Origin of the sequence: Janibacter sp. GS2, from assembly GCF_051200835.1 — a bacterium.
In the GTDB taxonomy this organism is placed as follows: domain Bacteria; phylum Actinomycetota; class Actinomycetes; order Actinomycetales; family Dermatophilaceae; genus Janibacter.
Map to the genome: position 1 here is coordinate 1 of NZ_CP195161.1, position 16,836 is coordinate 16,836.

12 protein-coding genes and 3 rRNA genes are annotated in these 16,836 nt (G+C 65.8%); 6 read left to right on the plus strand and 9 right to left on the minus strand.

All coding sequences use genetic code 11. The features are described from left to right. Positions 1-3: 3 nt before the first annotated feature. From rrf to ACR9E9_RS00015, 3 genes are all read right to left on the minus strand, one after another. A 5S ribosomal RNA gene (gene rrf, locus ACR9E9_RS00005) occupies positions 4-120 on the minus strand. 106 nt (positions 121-226) lie between these two features. Further along, positions 227-3,351 (minus strand): 23S ribosomal RNA (locus tag ACR9E9_RS00010). Positions 3,352-3,776: 425 nt separating this feature from the next. After that, positions 3,777-5,299 (minus strand): 16S ribosomal RNA (locus tag ACR9E9_RS00015). Together the 16S, 23S and 5S rRNA genes form the textbook arrangement of a ribosomal RNA operon. A gap of 836 nt (positions 5,300-6,135) precedes the next feature. Here ACR9E9_RS00015 and ACR9E9_RS00020 point away from each other — a divergent pair. Next, positions 6,136-6,594 (plus strand): phage holin family protein, encoded by a 459-nt coding sequence (locus ACR9E9_RS00020; RefSeq protein WP_435200424.1) that lies wholly within the window; start codon positions 6,136-6,138, stop codon positions 6,592-6,594. Positions 6,595-6,683: 89 nt separating this feature from the next. Continuing rightward, positions 6,684-7,502 carry an alpha/beta fold hydrolase gene (locus ACR9E9_RS00025; protein ID WP_435200426.1) on the plus strand — a complete coding sequence of 273 codons (819 nt, stop codon included), beginning with the start codon at positions 6,684-6,686 and terminating at the stop codon, positions 7,500-7,502. Here the strand turns inward: ACR9E9_RS00025 and ACR9E9_RS00030 are convergent. Continuing rightward, entirely contained in the window at positions 7,468-8,154 is a 687-nt protein-coding gene (locus ACR9E9_RS00030) for an NUDIX hydrolase (RefSeq protein WP_435200428.1), read from the minus strand. The two genes, ACR9E9_RS00025 and ACR9E9_RS00030, sit on opposite strands and share 35 nt — an antisense overlap. Then, positions 8,151-8,882, minus strand: coding sequence for an endonuclease III (gene nth, locus ACR9E9_RS00035; protein ID WP_435200430.1), 732 nt, complete (start codon positions 8,880-8,882; stop codon positions 8,151-8,153). Before nth ends, ACR9E9_RS00030 begins: the two co-directional genes overlap by 4 nt. Before the next feature lie 48 nt (positions 8,883-8,930). Between nth and ACR9E9_RS00040 the strand changes: the two genes are divergently transcribed. After that, positions 8,931-9,608, plus strand: coding sequence for a Crp/Fnr family transcriptional regulator (locus tag ACR9E9_RS00040; protein WP_435200432.1), 678 nt, complete (start codon positions 8,931-8,933; stop codon positions 9,606-9,608). Positions 9,609-9,656: 48 nt separating this feature from the next. Here the strand turns inward: ACR9E9_RS00040 and ACR9E9_RS00045 are convergent, their stop codons facing one another. From ACR9E9_RS00045 to ACR9E9_RS00060, 4 genes are read right to left on the minus strand one after another with little or no spacing between them, the layout of a single operon-like run. Continuing rightward, entirely contained in the window at positions 9,657-10,406 is a 750-nt protein-coding gene (locus tag ACR9E9_RS00045) for an MBL fold metallo-hydrolase (RefSeq protein ID WP_435200434.1), read from the minus strand. A 56-nt stretch (positions 10,407-10,462) separates the two neighbouring features. After that, positions 10,463-11,296 (minus strand): NUDIX hydrolase, encoded by an 834-nt coding sequence (locus ACR9E9_RS00050; RefSeq protein ID WP_435200436.1) that lies wholly within the window; start codon positions 11,294-11,296, stop codon positions 10,463-10,465. Beyond that, complete coding sequence (locus ACR9E9_RS00055) at positions 11,296-11,760, minus strand: RidA family protein (protein WP_435200438.1); 465 nt, start codon at positions 11,758-11,760, stop codon at positions 11,296-11,298. Before ACR9E9_RS00055 ends, ACR9E9_RS00050 begins: the two co-directional genes overlap by 1 nt. Then, a complete protein-coding gene (locus ACR9E9_RS00060) occupies positions 11,760-11,915 on the minus strand; it encodes a DUF4177 domain-containing protein (protein WP_007926759.1) in 156 nt (51 codons plus the stop codon). Before ACR9E9_RS00060 ends, ACR9E9_RS00055 begins: the two co-directional genes overlap by 1 nt. A 29-nt stretch (positions 11,916-11,944) precedes the next feature. On the opposite strand from ACR9E9_RS00060, the gene ACR9E9_RS00065 reads away from it, so the two are divergent. The 3 genes from ACR9E9_RS00065 (at position 11,945) to ACR9E9_RS00075 (ending at position 16,787) form a co-directional block, all read left to right on the plus strand. Then, positions 11,945-12,940, plus strand: a complete 996-nt coding sequence (locus ACR9E9_RS00065) for an ArsA-related P-loop ATPase (RefSeq protein ID WP_435200440.1) — start codon at positions 11,945-11,947, stop codon at positions 12,938-12,940. Then, positions 12,940-14,088 (plus strand): ArsA family ATPase, encoded by a 1,149-nt coding sequence (locus ACR9E9_RS00070; RefSeq protein ID WP_435200442.1) that lies wholly within the window; start codon positions 12,940-12,942, stop codon positions 14,086-14,088. Before ACR9E9_RS00065 ends, ACR9E9_RS00070 begins: the two co-directional genes overlap by 1 nt. 71 nt (positions 14,089-14,159) lie before the next feature. Further along, positions 14,160-16,787 (plus strand): transglycosylase domain-containing protein, encoded by a 2,628-nt coding sequence (locus tag ACR9E9_RS00075; RefSeq protein WP_435200444.1) that lies wholly within the window; start codon positions 14,160-14,162, stop codon positions 16,785-16,787. The last annotated feature ends 49 nt before the right edge of the window (positions 16,788-16,836 follow it).

Genomic DNA, 16,836 nt, shown 5'->3' on the forward strand with positions numbered 1-16,836 from the left:
TTTGTCCGGCTGCGTCCTACTCTCCCACACCGTCTCCAGTGCAGTACCATCGGCGCTGAAAGGCTTAGCTTCCGGGTTCGGAATGGGACCGGGCGTTTCCCTTTCGCTGTGACAGCCGTAACTCTATGGAAATACGTGGAACCACCCTGTGTGGGAGGTGTGACCGTATCTCGGGAACTGCACAGTGGACGCGAACATTACTTTTTTACGCAACAAGTGTTGTGTGTGTATCAAGTCATCGGCTTATTAGTACCAGTCAGCTCCATGCATTGCTGCACTTCCACGTCTGGCCTATCAACCCAGTAGTCTACTGGGAGCCTCTCGAACCGTAGTTCATGGAAACCTCATCTTGAGACATGCTTCCCGCTTAGATGCTTTCAGCGGTTATCACTCCCGAACGTAGCCAATGAGCGGTGCCCTTGGCAGGACAACTCACACACCAGAGGTTCGTCCAACCCGGTCCTCTCGTACTAGGGTCAGCCTCTCTCAAGTTTCCTACGCGCACAGCGGATAGGGACCGAACTGTCTCACGACGTTCTAAACCCAGCTCGCGTGCCGCTTTAATGGGCGAACAGCCCAACCCTTGGGAGATACTCCACCCCCAGGATGCGACGAGCCGACATCGAGGTGCCAAACCATCCCGTCGATATGGACTCTTGGGGAAGATCAGCCTGTTATCCCCGGGGTACCTTTTATCCGTTGAGCGACGGCGCTTCCACAAGCCACCGTCGGGTCACTAGTTCCGACTTTCGTCCCTGCTTGACATGTCTGTCTCGCAGTCAAGCTCCCTTGTGCACTTGCACTCGCCACCTGATTGCCAACCAGGCTGAGGGAACCTTTGAGCGCCTCCGTTACATTTTAGGAGGCAACCGCCCCAGTTAAACTACCCACCAGGCAATGTCCCTGATCCGGATCACGGACCGAGGTTAGATAACCAGAACGACCAGAGTGGTATTTCAACGATGACTCCACACACACTAGCGTGCATGCTTCATAGTCTCCCACCTATCCTACACAAGCCGTCCCGATCACCAATACCAAGCTATAGTGAAGGTCCCGGGGTCTTTCCGTCCTGCTGCGCGTAACGAGCATCTTTACTCGTAATGCAATTTCGCCGAGTTCGTGGTTGAGACAGTGGAGAAGTCGTTACGCCATTCGTGCAGGTCGGAACTTACCCGACAAGGAATTTCGCTACCTTAGGATGGTTATAGTTACCACCGCCGTTTACTGGGGCTTAAATTCTCAGCTTCGCTCCCACAAGGGGAACTAACCGGTCCTCTTAACCTTCCAGCACCGGGCAGGCGTCAGTCCGTATACATCGTCTTGCGACTTCGCACGGACCTGTGTTTTTAGTAAACAGTCGCTTCTCCCTGGTCTCTGCGGCCCTTTCCCCTAGCTCGTGAAGAGCTTCAAGGTCCAGGCCCCCCTTCTCCCGAAGTTACGGGGGCATTTTGCCGAATTCCTTAACCACGATTCACTCGATCGCCTTAGTATTCTCTACTTAACCACCTGAGTCGGTTTGGGGTACGGGCGGCTAGAACCTCGCTAGAGGATTTTCTCGACAGCATAGGATCACCCTACTTCCCGCAAAAGCGGTCACCATCAGGTCTCAGGATTGATGCCAGGCGGATTTACCTACCTGACTCCCTACACCCTTGGACGTGGACAACCATCGCCACGCGGAGGCTACCTTCCTGTGTCTCCCCATCGCTTGACTACTACCAGATCGGGTCACGCGTTCCGCTCACCAGTGAGATCCGAAGACCTCTGCGGTGAGTTTCAGGCGTTTAGCATCACTAGATTCATCATGGGCGGTTCTTCGCCGGTTCCGGAATATCAACCGGATGTCCATCGACTACGCCTGTCGGCCTCGCCTTAGGTCCCGACTTACCCAGGGCAGATTAGCTTGACCCTGGAACCCTTGGTTATTCGGCGGACGGGTTTCTCGCCCGTCTTTCGCTACTCATGCCTGCATTCTCACTCGTGTGGCATCCACGGCTGGATCACTCCGCCGCTTCGCTCGCCACACGACGCTCCCCTACCCATCAACACGCCTGGACACCACCCCCGAAAGGATGATGCCGAGCAATAATGCTAATGCCACAGCTTCGGTGGTGTGCTTGAGCCCCGCTACATTGTCGGCGCGGAATCACTTGACCAGTGAGCTATTACGCACTCTTTAAAGGGTGGCTGCTTCTAAGCCAACCTCCTGGTTGTCACGGCAACTCCACATCCTTTTCCACTTAGCACACGCTTAGGGACCTTAGCTGGTGATCTGGGCTGTTTCCCTCTCGACCACGGAGCTTATCCCCCGCAGTCTCACTGCCACGCTCTCACTTACCGGCATTCGGAGTTTGGTTAACGTCAGTAACCTGGTGAGGCCCATCAGCTATCCAGTAGCTCTACCTCCGGTAAGAAACACGTGACGCTGCACCTAAATGCATTTCGGGGAGAACCAGCTATCACGGAGTTTGATTGGCCTTTCACCCCTACCCACAGCTCATCCCCTCAGTTTTCAACCTAAGTGGGTTCGGTCCTCCACGACGTCTTACCGTCGCTTCAACCTGGCCATGGGTAGATCACTCCGCTTCGGGTCTAGACCCAGCGACTCATTCGCCCTATTCGGACTCGCTTTCGCTACGGCTTCCCCACACGGGTTAACCTTGCCACTGAGCACTAACTCGCAGGCTCATTCTTCAAAAGGCACGCCGTCACCCCACAAGGAGGCTCCGACGGATTGTAGGCACACGGTTTCAGGATCTATTTCACTCCCCTCCCGGGGTACTTTTCACCTTTCCCTCACGGTACTTGTCCGCTATCGGTCACCAGGGAATATTTAGGCTTAGCGGGTGGTCCCGCCAGATTCACACGGGATTTCTCGAGCCCCGTGCTACTTGGGAACACTCGTCTGAAGTCCATGCCATTTCGTCTACGGGGGTCGCACCCTCTGTGCCGAGCCATTCAAGACTCTTCGACTATGACGCAGATTTTTTACTCCAGCCCGGAATGTCAGTCCCGGGACAAAGGTCCCACAACACCGATCATGCAACGCCTGACAGCTATCACACACAACCGGTTTGGCCTCATCCGATTTCGCTCGCCACTACTCACGGAATCACAATTGTTTTCTCTTCCTGTGGGTACTGAGATGTTTCACTTCCCCACGTTCCCTCTACCCGGCCTATATATTCAGCCGGGAGTGACTGGACTTGCCTCCAGCCGGGTTTCCCCATTCGGAAATCCTCGGATCACAGTCTGGTTATCGACTCCCCGAGGCTTATCGCAGATTCCTACGTCCTTCTTCGGTTCCTGGTGCCAAGGCATCCACCGTGCGCCCTTAAAAACTTGAGCCACAAAGATGCTCGCGTCCACTGTGTAGTTCTCAACATACGGGCAGCACCCCACCCTCACGCCAGCGCCTACCAACACCCCCCACAACACGGGAGACACCAGCGGTTCACCAACCAGGCAGGGCCCACAACCAACACCCACCACGCATCACGGCGCGGCCGGCTCTCGTTGGCCATCAGGAACAAGCAAACGCCTGAACCCTCAGGACCCAACAACGTGTCAAACACCCCCACACACCCACCAGCAGCTTTCCACCACAACCCCCCAACAAAGGAAGGAGCAGGTACTCACACGCTGATGACCACGCGAGAATGTCAAATAATCGATGTTCCACCCAGAGCACCCAGCTGCCGAACATTCGCCGACAAAACCAGGCCACGACCAACCACCATCACAGCAGCCGGCCGATATTTAAAGCTCCTTAGAAAGGAGGTGATCCAGCCGCACCTTCCGGTACGGCTACCTTGTTACGACTTAGTCCCAATCGCCAGTCCCACCTTCGACGGCTCCCCCCACAAGGGTTGGGCCACCGGCTTCGGGTGTTACCGACTTTCGTGACTTGACGGGCGGTGTGTACAAGGCCCGGGAACGTATTCACCGCAGCGTTGCTGATCTGCGATTACTAGCGACTCCGACTTCATGGGGTCGAGTTGCAGACCCCAATCCGAACTGAGACCGGTTTTTTGGGATTCGCTCCACCTTGCGGTTTCGCAGCCCATTGTACCGGCCATTGTAGCATGCGTGAAGCCCAAGACATAAGGGGCATGATGATTTGACGTCATCCCCACCTTCCTCCGAGTTGACCCCGGCAGTCTTCCATGAGTCCCCACCATTACGTGCTGGCAACATAGAACGAGGGTTGCGCTCGTTGCGGGACTTAACCCAACATCTCACGACACGAGCTGACGACAACCATGCACCACCTGTATACCGACCAAAAAGGGGCACCCATCTCTGAGTGTTTCCGGTATATGTCAAGCCTTGGTAAGGTTCTTCGCGTTGCATCGAATTAATCCGCATGCTCCGCCGCTTGTGCGGGCCCCCGTCAATTCCTTTGAGTTTTAGCCTTGCGGCCGTACTCCCCAGGCGGGGCGCTTAATGCGTTAGCTGCGGCACGGACCTCGTGGAATGAGGCCCACACCTAGCGCCCAACGTTTACGGCATGGACTACCAGGGTATCTAATCCTGTTCGCTCCCCATGCTTTCGCTTCTCAGCGTCAGTAATGGCCCAGAGACCTGCCTTCGCCATCGGTGTTCCTCCTGATATCTGCGCATTTCACCGCTACACCAGGAATTCCAGTCTCCCCTACCATACTCTAGTCTGCCCGTACCCACTGCAAGTCCGGGGTTGAGCCCCGGATTTTCACAGCAGACGCGACAAACCGCCTACAAGCTCTTTACGCCCAATAATTCCGGACAACGCTCGCACCCTACGTATTACCGCGGCTGCTGGCACGTAGTTAGCCGGTGCTTCTTCTGCAGGTACCGTCACTTTCGCTTCTTCCCTGCTGAAAGAGGTTTACAACCCGAAGGCCGTCATCCCTCACGCGGCGTCGCTGCATCAGGCTTTCGCCCATTGTGCAATATTCCCCACTGCTGCCTCCCGTAGGAGTCTGGGCCGTGTCTCAGTCCCAGTGTGGCCGGTCGCCCTCTCAGGCCGGCTACCCGTCGTCGCCTTGGTGAGCCATTACCTCACCAACAAGCTGATAGGCCGCGAGCCCATCCCAAACCGAAAAACTTTCCAGACGGTAACCAGGCGGTTCCATCTCGTATCCAGTATTAGACACCGTTTCCAGTGCTTATTCCGGAGTCTGGGGCAGGTTGCTCACGTGTTACTCACCCGTTCGCCACTGATCCACTCCAGCAAGCTGGAGCTTCACCGTTCGACTTGCATGTGTTAAGCACGCCGCCAGCGTTCGTCCTGAGCCAGGATCAAACTCTCCGTTGATGATAAAAACCCCCAACACACACACCACACGAAGCAGTGCACGCATCAGAAGCCAATCAATAACCCAACAAAGGGTGTAAGAATCCCGGCTGAGCAAGAACAACCAGCGTTAAAAAATCGCTGTTTGAATCTCAATCAACCAAAGAAATAATGCGCCCTCCAACCAACCACACCCAGCCCACAAAAGGACCAGACACAATCAGCCAAAAGACACGAGGTATTGGCATCGATCATTGACACGCTGTTGAGTTCTCAAGATTCACACGCACACCCCACACAACCCACCAACCAGGCGAACCGCACAAGGGGCAACTTCTCCATTTTGCCGCATCCATGCTTGGGCGTCAACTCCGTCCTCTGCTCGATGAGCAGTGCGAACAGCCGAACGCGCTTGGACTTTCAGCGGCGGTGGCCCACCGTAGCAGCGGGGCTGCCGGGCTCCTAATCGTCGTTTCCCGGCCGTCACGACCGTGGATCCGATGACTCGGACAAGGGGCTGTCAGCCTGGGGACCGGCCTACTTGGTGCAACCCGGCAAGGGCTGCCTCGTGGTGTCCGTTCCTCCCTCTCGGGCTGACGAGATGAAACACTAGAACACCAATCGCCACGGCGCCAAATCGGCCCCTCACCCCCGACTCGGCGCCTGTTCTGGCCCGGGCGATTCGGCCGGGGACCGGGGGCCGACACCCCCTCGCGCCACCCGGGCCCGGGCCGTCGTCCGCGGGAACATCACAGGACCCGGTGGCTCGCCTGACGGTGGAGTCGGCGTCGCGTGGGTAGGCTTGAGGCTGCACAGGCCGGCCCTCGCGGCGGGCTACCGTCGCGATCAGGAGCAGCATGAGCAACGACAGCGCCACCCGCACCCCGACCGAGCGGGCCACCAGCCGCCTGACCGGTCAGCCCGCGCCGGGCGAGACCGAGCGGACCGTCGGCCAGCTCGTCGCGGACGCCACGCACGACCTCTCGGCGCTCGTCCAGAGCGAGATCCAGCTGGCCAAGGCCGAGGTCACCAAGGGCATCTCCTTCGGCGGCAAGGGCATCGCCTTCCTCGCCGTTGCCGGCTTCCTCGCCCTCCTCGGGCTGATCTTCCTCTTCCACACCCTCGCCCAGGTCATCGCGGTCTGGCTGCCGGTGTGGGCGGGCTACCTCATCATCACGCTGGTGCTCTTCGCCATCGCGGCCCTCCTCGGCCTGCTCGGGATCAGGGCGGTGAAGAAGGCCAAGGCCAACGCGGTCCCGCAGCGCGCGATCCGCAACGCCCAGGAGACCGTCACCGCGATCAAGCCGGGCAGCTGACCGCTCCCGACGCCGCTGCAGCCCTCGTCGAGGGTCCGTGGGAGCACCGTTTCGTCTCGGCGAACGGTGCCCGGTTCCATGTCGCGGCCATGGGCAGCGGTCCGGTCGTGGTCTTCGTCCACGGCTACCCGCAGTTCTGGTGGTCCTGGCGTGCCCAGCTGCCCGCCGTGGCCGCAGCCGGCTACCGCGCCGTCGCTGTCGACCTGCGGGGATTCGGTGCGAGCGACAAGCCGCCCTCCGGGTACGACGCCGCTACCGCCTGCGATGACCTCGCGGCGATCGTGCGCAGCACCGGCGGGCACCGGGCGGCCTTCGTCGGTCAGGGACTCGGGGCCTGGTTCGCCTGGAGCATGCCCAGCCACCAGCCCGAGGTCACGGCGGCCATCGCGCCCGTCGGAGTTCCTCACCCCACGGTCTTCCATCGCGCCGTGTGGCGTCACCCCCTGCAGTGGCGAGCCAACCGCTACCTGCGGGCGATGCAGGCCCCCTTCGCCCCGGAGCGCCAGCCCCTCACCGTGGCGCGCCGGCTGCGCGAGTGGTCCGGCCCCGACGATGCCTGGCTCACCCCCGAGGTGGCCGAGCGCTACACCGAAGCCATGTCCGTCCCCTTCGCCGGCCAGGCTGCCGCGGAGTACCTCCGGTGGTTCTACCGCTGCCGCGCCACCCCGTCCGGGATCCGCTACCTCCACCGGGTCCGCGAGACGATCGACGTGCCCGTCCTGCACGTGCACGGCCGGCGGGACCCCACGTCACTCCCGGTGCTCGCAGCCGAGAGCCGCCGGCTCACCTGCGGCCCGTTGCAGACCAGCGAGGTCCCGGGCGTCGGTCACTTCGTGCCCGAGGAGGCACCCGAGGCGATGAACGAGCTGCTCATCACCTGGCTGGCTTCCGCCCACCCCGCGAGGTGAGGTACTGCCGCACGAAGCGCCACGGCAACCTCCGCCGCACCGCCTCGTCCCAGGTCCTCGACACCCCGCCGGCGTCGAGGAGCACGGAGAGCAGCTGTGCGGTGAAACCCCACACGAAGAGGTCAGCAGCCTCGAAGCCCGGCCCGACGTAACCGTTCGGGCCCTTGACCGTGAAGCGGTGCGTCGGCTCGACGAGGTCGGCGACGGGGATCTGCTCCACGCGGGCCACCTCCCCCCGGTCCACGACGCGAAGCGGGCGCAGGTCGCGGCACCAGCCGATGACCGGGGTGACGGCGTTCTGGCTCGGGCTGAGCCAAAGATCGGGGAAGGAGCCGACGATCTCCACGGTCGAGGGGTCGACACCGACCTCCTCCCACGTCTCGCGCAGGGCAGCGTCCACCGCGGTCTCACCGGGGTCGAGCTTGCCGCCGGGGAAGGAGACCTGGCTCGCGTGGCTGCGCAAGGTCTCCGAGCGCTCCGTGAGGACGACGACCGGCCCCTCGGCTCCGGGGCCGAAGAGCATGAGCACCGCAGAGCGACGCGCGGGGTCGGGCGGCGGCCGGAAGGTCGTGAACCACTCGGGCGGCGCGGCGCGCAGGGCCCTCTCGGTCCGCAGCAACCACTCGGGCGGGCTCTCGTCGCCGGACGTCACGTCCGCTTCGCCTCCGCCCCGGGTGCGAGCTCGTACTTCAACAGCCGTGCCGCCTTGTCCGGGTCGGTCTCGCCCGCACCGTAGGAGGGGCACCACCGCGTCACCGGGCAGGCGCCACAGGCCGGACGACGGGCGTGACAGGTGCGGCGACCGTGGAAGATCAGCACGTGGCTGAGCATCGTCCACTCCGCGCGAGGGAAGAGCTCCCCCACCGCGCGCTCGACCTTGACCGGGTCCTCCTCGTCCGTCCACCCCAGGCGCCGCGCCAGTCGGCCGAAGTGGGTGTCGACCGTGATCCCGGGGACACCGAAGGCATTGCCCAGGACCACGTTGGCGGTCTTGCGGCCGACGCCGGGAAGCTTGACCAGGTCCGCCAGTCGACCGGGCACCTCACCCCCGTGGTTCTCGACGAGCGCGGCACCGAGGGTCAGCACGGAGGTGGTCTTCGCCCGGTAGAACCCCGTCGGTCGCAGGACCTCCTCCATCTCGGTGCGGTCCGCGGCCGCGAGGTCGGCAGCGCCGGGCCAGCGGGCGAAGAGCACCGGGGTGACCTTGTTGACCGTGACGTCGGTGGTCTGCGCGGACAGGACGGTGGCGACGAGCAGCTGCAGGGGGTTCGCGAAGTCCAGCTCACAGTGCGCGTACGGGTACCGCTCGTGCAGGGCGCGGTAGGTGCGCCGGGCACGACGGGTCAGGGCAAGTGGGGACTCCACGCGGTCGACAGACACCCGAGCAGCCTAGGCCCGCAAGGATCGCTGTCGTGGCACACTGCCTGTGTGAACATCGATGTCGTACGCCGCGCCCCGCTCTTCGCGACTCTTGACGACGCCGACGCCGCAGAGGTGATGGCGACGATGACCCCCGTGCGCATGGAGCGCGGGGACGTCCTCTTCAACGAGGGAGACCAGGGCGATCGGCTCTATGTGATCACCGAGGGCAAGATCAAGCTCGGCCGGACATCGACTGATGGCCGGGAGAACCTGCTGGCCATCCTCGGCCCCTCGGAGATGCTCGGAGAGCTCAGCCTCTTCGACCCGGGACCGCGCACCGCCACGGCCACGGCCGTCGCCGAGACCCAGCTCATCGGGCTCGGTCACGAGCAGCTGGTGACCCTGCTCGGTCACCACACGCGCATCGCCGGCACCCTGCTCGCCGCGCTCGCCCGGCGGCTGCGCCGCACCAACGAGAACCTGGCCGACCTCGTCTTCACCGACGTCCCCGGCCGTGTCGCGAAGGCCCTGCTCGATTTGAGCCAGCGCTTCGGCCGTCCGGTGGAGGAGGGGCTCATGGTCGCCCACGACCTCACCCAGGAGGAGCTGGCGCAGCTCGTCGGCGCCTCACGGGAGACGGTCAACAAGGCGCTGGCTGACTTCGCCGGCCGCGGCTGGCTGCGGCTCGAGGCGCGGGCCGTACTGCTCACCGACGTCGAGCGCCTCCAGCGCCGCGCGCGCTGAGCCAGGCACCACCCGCTCGTCCGCCCCGGTGAGCGGCGCGGTCGCCCTTCACGCCTGCAGGTAGGCCAGCTGGGCCAGCACGGACAGCCGTGCCGCCGGCCACACCGACCGGTCGACATCGGCGTACACGCGGGCCACGACGTCGTCCGCGTCGCTCGCCCCGTCGGCGAGCGCCTGACGCACCTGGTCGAGACGCTCCCGCCGGTGGACCCTGTAGAAGTCGACCATCGCGCTCGCGTCCGGCACGGTCGGCCCGTGGCCGGGAAGGATCGAGGCCACCTCTCCCCCACCGGTGAGCGTGCGGATGCGCTCCAGCGAGTCGAGGTAGGCGGCGAGCTCTCCGTCGGGATGGGCGACCACGGTCGTCCCCCGTCCGAGGACGGTGTCCCCCGTGAGGAGCGCGTGGTCGGCGGGCAGGGCGAAGGAGATCGAGTCAGCGGTGTGACCGGGTGTGGTGACCACGCGGACCTCGAGGTCCCCCGCACGCAGGACGTCACCGTCGGCGAGGTCGTCGTGCCCGCGGCCGACCGCCTGGACCGGGGCGCCGGTGAGACGCGCCAGCCGTGGCGCGCCCTCGCTGTGGTCGTGGTGTCCGTGGGTGAGCACGATCCGCGAGACCCGGGCCCCGAGCGCGCTCACGTGGTCGACGACCCGCTGCTGGTGCGCCGCCTCGTCCTCGCCGGGGTCGATGACCATCGCCTCGGTGCCCCCGGGAGCGAGCAGCACCCAGGTGTTGGTCCCGTCGAGGGTCATCGGACCCGGGTTCCCCTGCAGCAGGCAGTGGGCGTGGCTCGTCACCTGACCACCCGACCACGACCCGAAGGGCGCAGACGGCTCGGGAGCGACGGCCGGGCTCACGGCAGCGGCGCCCGCATCGTCGGACCGGCCTCGGTCATGACGAACTCAGGCATGACCGGAGCGATGGCGACCTCCTGTGCGAGGGCGGCGCTGACCGTGGTCACCTCGGCCAGCTGCTCCAGGCAGACGAGCGTCGGCGGCAGCAGGAGCAGGTCACCGTCGGCGAAGGCATCCAGGACCGCCTGCGGGCGCACCCACTCGGAGAGGTCGGCCTCGCTCGTGTCCCCGTCGGGGGCCTGCCCCTGCGGGACGGCGGCGACGAAGAACCGGGTGTCGTAGCGGCGCGGCTCGACCTCCGGGGTGATCCAGTGCGCGCGGTAGCGCAGCAGGTCGCTGCGCAGCACGAGGTGGTGCTCGAGGAGGACCTCGCCGAAACCGACCTCGTGGGCGACGAGCTTCGCCCGCAGGTCCGCGACGACCTCCCGGTCAAGGCGCGGGGATCCCCCTTCGTCCTCGACCGGGGAGGCGAGCAGCACGCCCGTCTCCTCGAAGATCTCCCGGACCGCGGCGGCCACGAGCATCCGGGCGCTCGCCTCGTCGGTCGCGAGCGCCTCTGCCCACTCGCCGACGTCGGGGCCGGCCCAGGGCAGCTCGTCCTCGGCGTCGCGCCGGTCGGCTCCCCCTCCGGGAAAGACGTGCATCGACGCGGCAAAGGCCATCGACCCGGCCCGACGCAGCATGAAGACCTCGAGCGGACCCTCGTCGTCACGCACGAGCATGACCGTCGAGGCCAGCTTCGCGGGGGCCGGCTCGCTCACCTCGGGCGGCTCGCCGCCCAGACCCAGGGAGGACTGCGCCCCGGTGTCGAGCAGGAAGTCGCGTGCGGCCATCAGGAGCGGACCCGCACCATGACCTCGACCTCGACGGGGGCGCCGAGCGGCAGCGCTGCGACTCCCACGGCGGACCGGGCGTGCTCACCGGCAGGGCCGAAGACCTCGCCGAGGAGCTCGCTGGCGCCGTTGATCACGCCCGGCTGGCCGGTGAAGTCGGGAGCGCTGGAGACGAAGCCGACGACCTTGACCACCTGCTCGACGCGATCGAGGTCGCCGACCACGGACCGGATCGCGGCGAGCGCGTTGACGACGCAGAGCCGGGCCATCTCCTTGGCCTGCTCCGGGTCGACCTCCGCGCCGACGTGCCCGGTCACGGGCAATGCGCCGTCGACGAGGGGCAGCTGCCCGGACGTCAGGACGTGGTCGCCGTCGACGACGGCCGGGACGTAGGCACCGGCCGGCGCAGCGGGCTCGGCGAGCGAGATCGACAGCTCGGCCAGACGATCGTCGATGCGTCCCATCAGGCGGCCTTGGGTCGCTTGAGGTAGGCCACGAGGTTGCCCCCGTCGCCCTGCAGCACCTGGACCAGCTCCCAGCCGTCCTCGCCCCACTGGTCGAGGATCTGCTTGGTCGCATGGACGATGAGCGGAACGGTCACGTACTCCCACTGAGTCATGTCGGCACCCTACTCGTAGGCTGGGCGACGTGAACTCCCCCTCTGATCCGCGCGTGCGGTTGCACGTGGTCACCGGCAAGGGCGGCGCGGGCAAGACGACCGTGGCCGCGGCCCTGGCGCTGGCCCTGACCGCCCGCGGGCAGCGGGTGCTCCTCGTCGAGGTCGAGGGACGGCAGGGCATCTCCCAGGCCTTTGATGTCGCCCCGCTCGGGACGAGCGAGCGCCTCCTCGTCACCGACCCGTCCGGCGGAGAGCTGCTCGGACTGGCCGTCGACGCCAAGAGCGCCCTGCTGGAGTACCTCCAGAAGTTCTACAAGCTGGGCCGGGCCGGCACCGTGCTGGAGAAGGTGGGCGCCGTCGACTTCGCGACGACGATCGCCCCCGGTGTGCGGGACGTGCTGCTCATCGGCAAGGTCTACGAGGCCGTCGGCCGCCGGACGAAGGGGGCGAAGAAGCGCCCGGTCTATGACGCCGTGGTGCTCGACGCCCCACCGACCGGACGGATCGCCCGTTTCCTCGCGGTGAACTCGGAGGTCTCCGAGGTGGCGCGGGTCGGGCCGGTCCGCAACCAGGCCGACTCGATCACCCGCCTGCTCCAGAGCCCGAGCACGGCGGTCCACGTCGTCACCCTCCTCGAGGAGATGCCCGTGCAGGAGACCCGCGACGCCATCGCCGAGCTCGGGGACCTCTCCCTTCGCGTGGGGTCGGTCATCGTCAACGGGAGGCGTCCCTCGCTCCTGACCGAGGACCAGGCCGCGACGATCACCGAGGAGACGTCGGGCGTGCGGGACTCCCTCGCGGCGGCCCTCGGCGCCGTCGACATCAAGGCGGGACCGGCCATGGTGACCGGCCTGCTGCAAGAGGGCACCGACCACGTGCTGCGCACTCGCCTCCAGGCGGAGCAGAGCGAGGTCCTCGCCGACCTCCCTGTCCCGGTGCACACGCTCCCGCACCTGCCCGAGGGCGTGGAGAGCGGGGGCCTGCGGCTGCTCGCGGACACCCTCGACGAGCAGGGAGGCGTCTGATGGCCGCCCGTGACGAGCCCCGGCTCGACCTCGACGAGGTCATCGCCGACCGGGAGCGCCGGATCATCGTCTGCTGCGGCTCCGGTGGGGTCGGCAAGACCACCACGGCGGCGGCGCTCGCCGTGCGCGCCGCCGAGCAGGGCCGACGCGTCGTCGTCCTGACGATCGACCCCGCCCGCCGGCTGGCCCAGTCGCTCGGTCTGATCGAGCTGGACAACACCCCTCGCCCCGTGGACGGGCTGGACACCTCGGCCGGTGGGTCCCTCGACGCGATGATGCTCGACATGAAGCGGACCTTCGACGAGGTCGTCGAGGCCCACTCGACGCCGGAGAAGGCCGCCCAGATCCTCGCCAACCCCTTCTACGTCGCGGTGTCGAGCTCCTTCGCCGGGACGCAGGAGTACATGGCGATGGAGAAGCTCGGGCAGCTGCGGACCCAGATCGCCGACGGCTCGCGCGACTGGGACCTCATCATCGTCGACACCCCGCCCTCGCGGTCGGCGCTGGACTTCCTCGATGCCCCCCAGCGGCTGGGGTCCTTCCTCGACGGCCGGTTCATCCGTCTCCTCACGGCTCCGGCGAAGGCAGGTGGCCGGGCGTCCCTGCGCCTCGTCGGTGCGGGCGTCTCCTTGGCCAGCGGCATCATGACGAGACTGCTCGGTGGGCAGTTCCTCAGCGACGTGCAGACCTTCGTCGCCGCGATGGACACGATGTTCGGCGGCTTCCGCGCACGCGCCGACGAGACCTACGCCCTGCTCTCCCACGACGAGACGGCCTTCCTCGTCGTCGCGGCACCGGAGCGGGATGCGATGCGCGAGGCCGGGTACTTCATCGAGCGGCTGGCCAGCGACCGGATGCCGCTCACCGGCGTCCTCGTCAACCGCGTGCACGTGGCCGCGGCCAAACAGCTCGGCGCCGGGCGGGCCGAGGACGGCGCCACGCAGCTGGACGCACTCGACGAGCACGACCTCGCCGCCGCCCTGCTGCGCGTCCACGTCGAGGTGGCGGAGGCCGCCGCCCGGCACCGGGGCCTGATCACCCGCTTCCGCACCTCCCACCCGGGAGTGCCGATGGGCACCGTCGCCGCGCATCCCGTGGACATCCACGACCTCGAGGGTCTGCGCGAGTTCGGCCAGGCGCTCGCCTAGGGCTCGGCGAGCATCCGAACCGCCGCGACGCCTGCCCGCAACGCTCAGGTTCGGCCGTTATTGTCTTGCACATGTCTGCCTCTCGGATGCCACATCTCGCCCGATTGCTCGGGGCCTTCGTCGCCGTGTCCGTCGGTCTCGGCCTCGTCGGTGCCGGGTTGGCCATCCCCTTCGCTGGTGCCTCCGGCGGTGCGGCCAAGTCCACCGCGCAGGGATTCAACGATCTCGACGACGAGTTCACGACGAACCCGCTCGCCCAGCAGTCGAAGATCTACTCCGCTGACGACAAGCTGCTCGCCACCCCCTACGACGCGAACCGCATCGTCGTCCCGCTGAAGGAGATCTCGCCGTGGATGCGCAAGGCGCAGATGGCGATCGAGGACAGTCGCTTCTACGAGCACGGGGGCATCGACGTGCGCGGCACGCTGCGCGCGATGGTCTCCAACACCACCTCCGGGGAGACGCAGGGCGGCTCCTCGATCACCCAGCAGTACGTGAAGCTGATGCAGATCGAGAAGGCCAAGCGGGAGGACGACCAGGAGGGCATCGCCTCCGCGACGGAGCAGACCTACAGCCGCAAGCTGCAGGAGCTGAAGTTCGCGCTCAACGTCGAGAAGACGCACACCAAGGACCAGATCCTCACCAGCTACCTCAACCTCGCCCTCTACGGCGACCAGGCGTACGGCGTGGAGGCCGCGGCGCAGCACTTCTTCAGCAAGCCCGCCGAGGACCTCAACATCGCCGAGTCCGCGACCTTGGCCGGCGTCGTGCAGTCGCCCAGCCGGTTGAACATCCGGACCAATCCCGAGGAGGTGCAGGAGCGTCGTGATGTCGTGCTCGACCGGATGGCCCAGCTGGGGATGATCGATGCGAGCCAGGCGAAGTCCTCCAAGGCCAAGGACGTCGAGGACATGCTCAAGATCAGCAAGAGCGAGGGCGGTACCTGCTCCAAGGCAGCGGACCCCTACTTCTGCAACTACGTCATCTCCTACCTCAAGCAGATGCCCGAGCTCGGCCCGAACCCGGACGCGCGCATGCAGACGGTCAACACCGCAGGCCTGAAGATCAAGACGACGCTGCGTCGTGACTGGCAGAAGGAGCTCCAGGGCGACCTCACCGAGCGCGTGCCGGAGGGCACGGACAAGTTCGGCGCCGCCGGCGCGCTCGTCGAGCCGGGGACCGGCAAGGTCCGCGCGATCGGCCAGACGTCGAAGTACAAGATCGGGCTGGAGAAGGCCTCCACGAAGTACTCCGAGCAGGCGTGGAGCGTGCCCGCGCAGTACGGCGGGACCAACGGCTTCGCCATCGGGTCGACGGCCAAGATGTACGCCCTGGTCGCGGCCCTGGAGAAGGGGATGCCGCTCGAGTCGGACATCGATGCCCCGTCGGCCGGAGTGAAGAACCCGCACCTCTTCTCGCCGAGCGACTTCCAGAAGAAGTGCACCACGGAAGACCCGACGTGGGCCGTGTCGAACGACTACCAGATCGGCGGGACGCTCAGCCTGGCCGAGATGACGAAGAAGTCGATCAACACCGCCTTCGCCCAGCTCGCCTCGGACGTCGGATCGTGCAACATCCCCAAGGTCATGGCGAAGATGGGGCTGGCCGATGGCTACGGCCTGCCGTACGGCCTGACCTACAGCGGCGGCGAGAAGGTCAAGGACAACTACGCGATCTCCAACCTCGTGCTCGGCTCGGACTCGACCTCCCCGCTGCAGCTCGCCTCCTCCTACGCGACGCTCGCCGCCGGCGGCAAGTACTGCCCGCCGAACCCGATCGAGTCGATCACCACGGCCAACGGCACGAAGATGAAGATCGACCCGCCCCCGTGCAAGCAGGTCATCGACAAGGACGTCGCCCGCGGCGTGACCCAGCTGCTGGAGGGCCCGCTCGAGTCCGGCGGGACGGCGGCCGGGAACGACCTGGACAAGGGGCGTCAGGCCGCCGGCAAGACGGGAACGACCGACAACCACAAGCAGTCGTGGTTCGCCGGGTACACCCCGCAGCTGTCCACGGCGATCTGGGTCGGCTCCCCGATCCGTGAGTACGACATGGACGGCATCACCCTCGGTGGTGAGTACTACGAGCAGGTCTTCGGTGGCACCATCGCCGCCCCGATCTGGCAGGACATCATGAACGAGGCCTCGGAGGACATGGACAAGGAGTCCTTCAAGAAGCCGAGCGAGGAGATCGTCAAGGGTGACCTGCGGGACATCCCGGACGTCATCGGCGAGGGTCCGACGCAGGCCGAGGAGGCTCTGGAGAAGGCCGGCTTCAAGCCGAAGGAGGGCAGCCAGGTCAACAGCACCACCCAGGCCGGCGCCGTCGCCTCCACCGAGCCCGAGGGGGAGGCACTCAAGGGCGCGACCGTGACCTACCACCTCTCCAACGGAGTGGCGCCCTACACGCCGCCCCCGTCGACGACCCAGGCCCCGGCCGCCCCGCCGCCGGCGTCCCCGACGACGCAGGCGCCCGCGGCACTGCCGCCGAGCTCGACGTCGAGGTCGACGTCCAGGTCGACACCGAGGTCGACGAGCACCCCCTCGTCGCGGTCCTCCTCGCCGTCATCGACGTCGTCCTCCCCGACGACGTCGGCGAGGTCGTCCTCATCGGCCTCGTCATCCTCCGCCCCACGGGTCGAGCGCTCCCCACGGTCCACCAGGAGTGGGCGCTCCTCCTCCGGGACCAAGAGCAACTGAGCCACGGCGAAGGGGGGGTGGTCACCCGTGGTGACCACCCCCCTTCGCT

Excerpts from the sequence above, each read along its gene's own strand:
- ACR9E9_RS00020 (WP_435200424.1), top strand. The coding sequence starts at position 6,136 with ATGAGCAACGACAGCGCCACCCGCACCCCGACCGAGCGGGCCACCAGC.
- ACR9E9_RS00025 (WP_435200426.1), top strand. The coding sequence starts at position 6,684 with ATGGGCAGCGGTCCGGTCGTGGTCTTCGTCCACGGCTACCCGCAGTTC.
- ACR9E9_RS00050 (WP_435200436.1), bottom strand. The coding sequence starts at position 11,296 with ATGGCCGCACGCGACTTCCTGCTCGACACCGGGGCGCAGTCCTCCCTG.
- ACR9E9_RS00055 (WP_435200438.1), bottom strand. The coding sequence starts at position 11,760 with ATGGGACGCATCGACGATCGTCTGGCCGAGCTGTCGATCTCGCTCGCC.
- ACR9E9_RS00060 (WP_007926759.1), bottom strand. The coding sequence starts at position 11,915 with ATGACTCAGTGGGAGTACGTGACCGTTCCGCTCATCGTCCATGCGACC.
- ACR9E9_RS00070 (WP_435200442.1), top strand. The coding sequence starts at position 12,940 with ATGGCCGCCCGTGACGAGCCCCGGCTCGACCTCGACGAGGTCATCGCC.
- ACR9E9_RS00075 (WP_435200444.1), top strand. The coding sequence starts at position 14,160 with ATGTCTGCCTCTCGGATGCCACATCTCGCCCGATTGCTCGGGGCCTTC.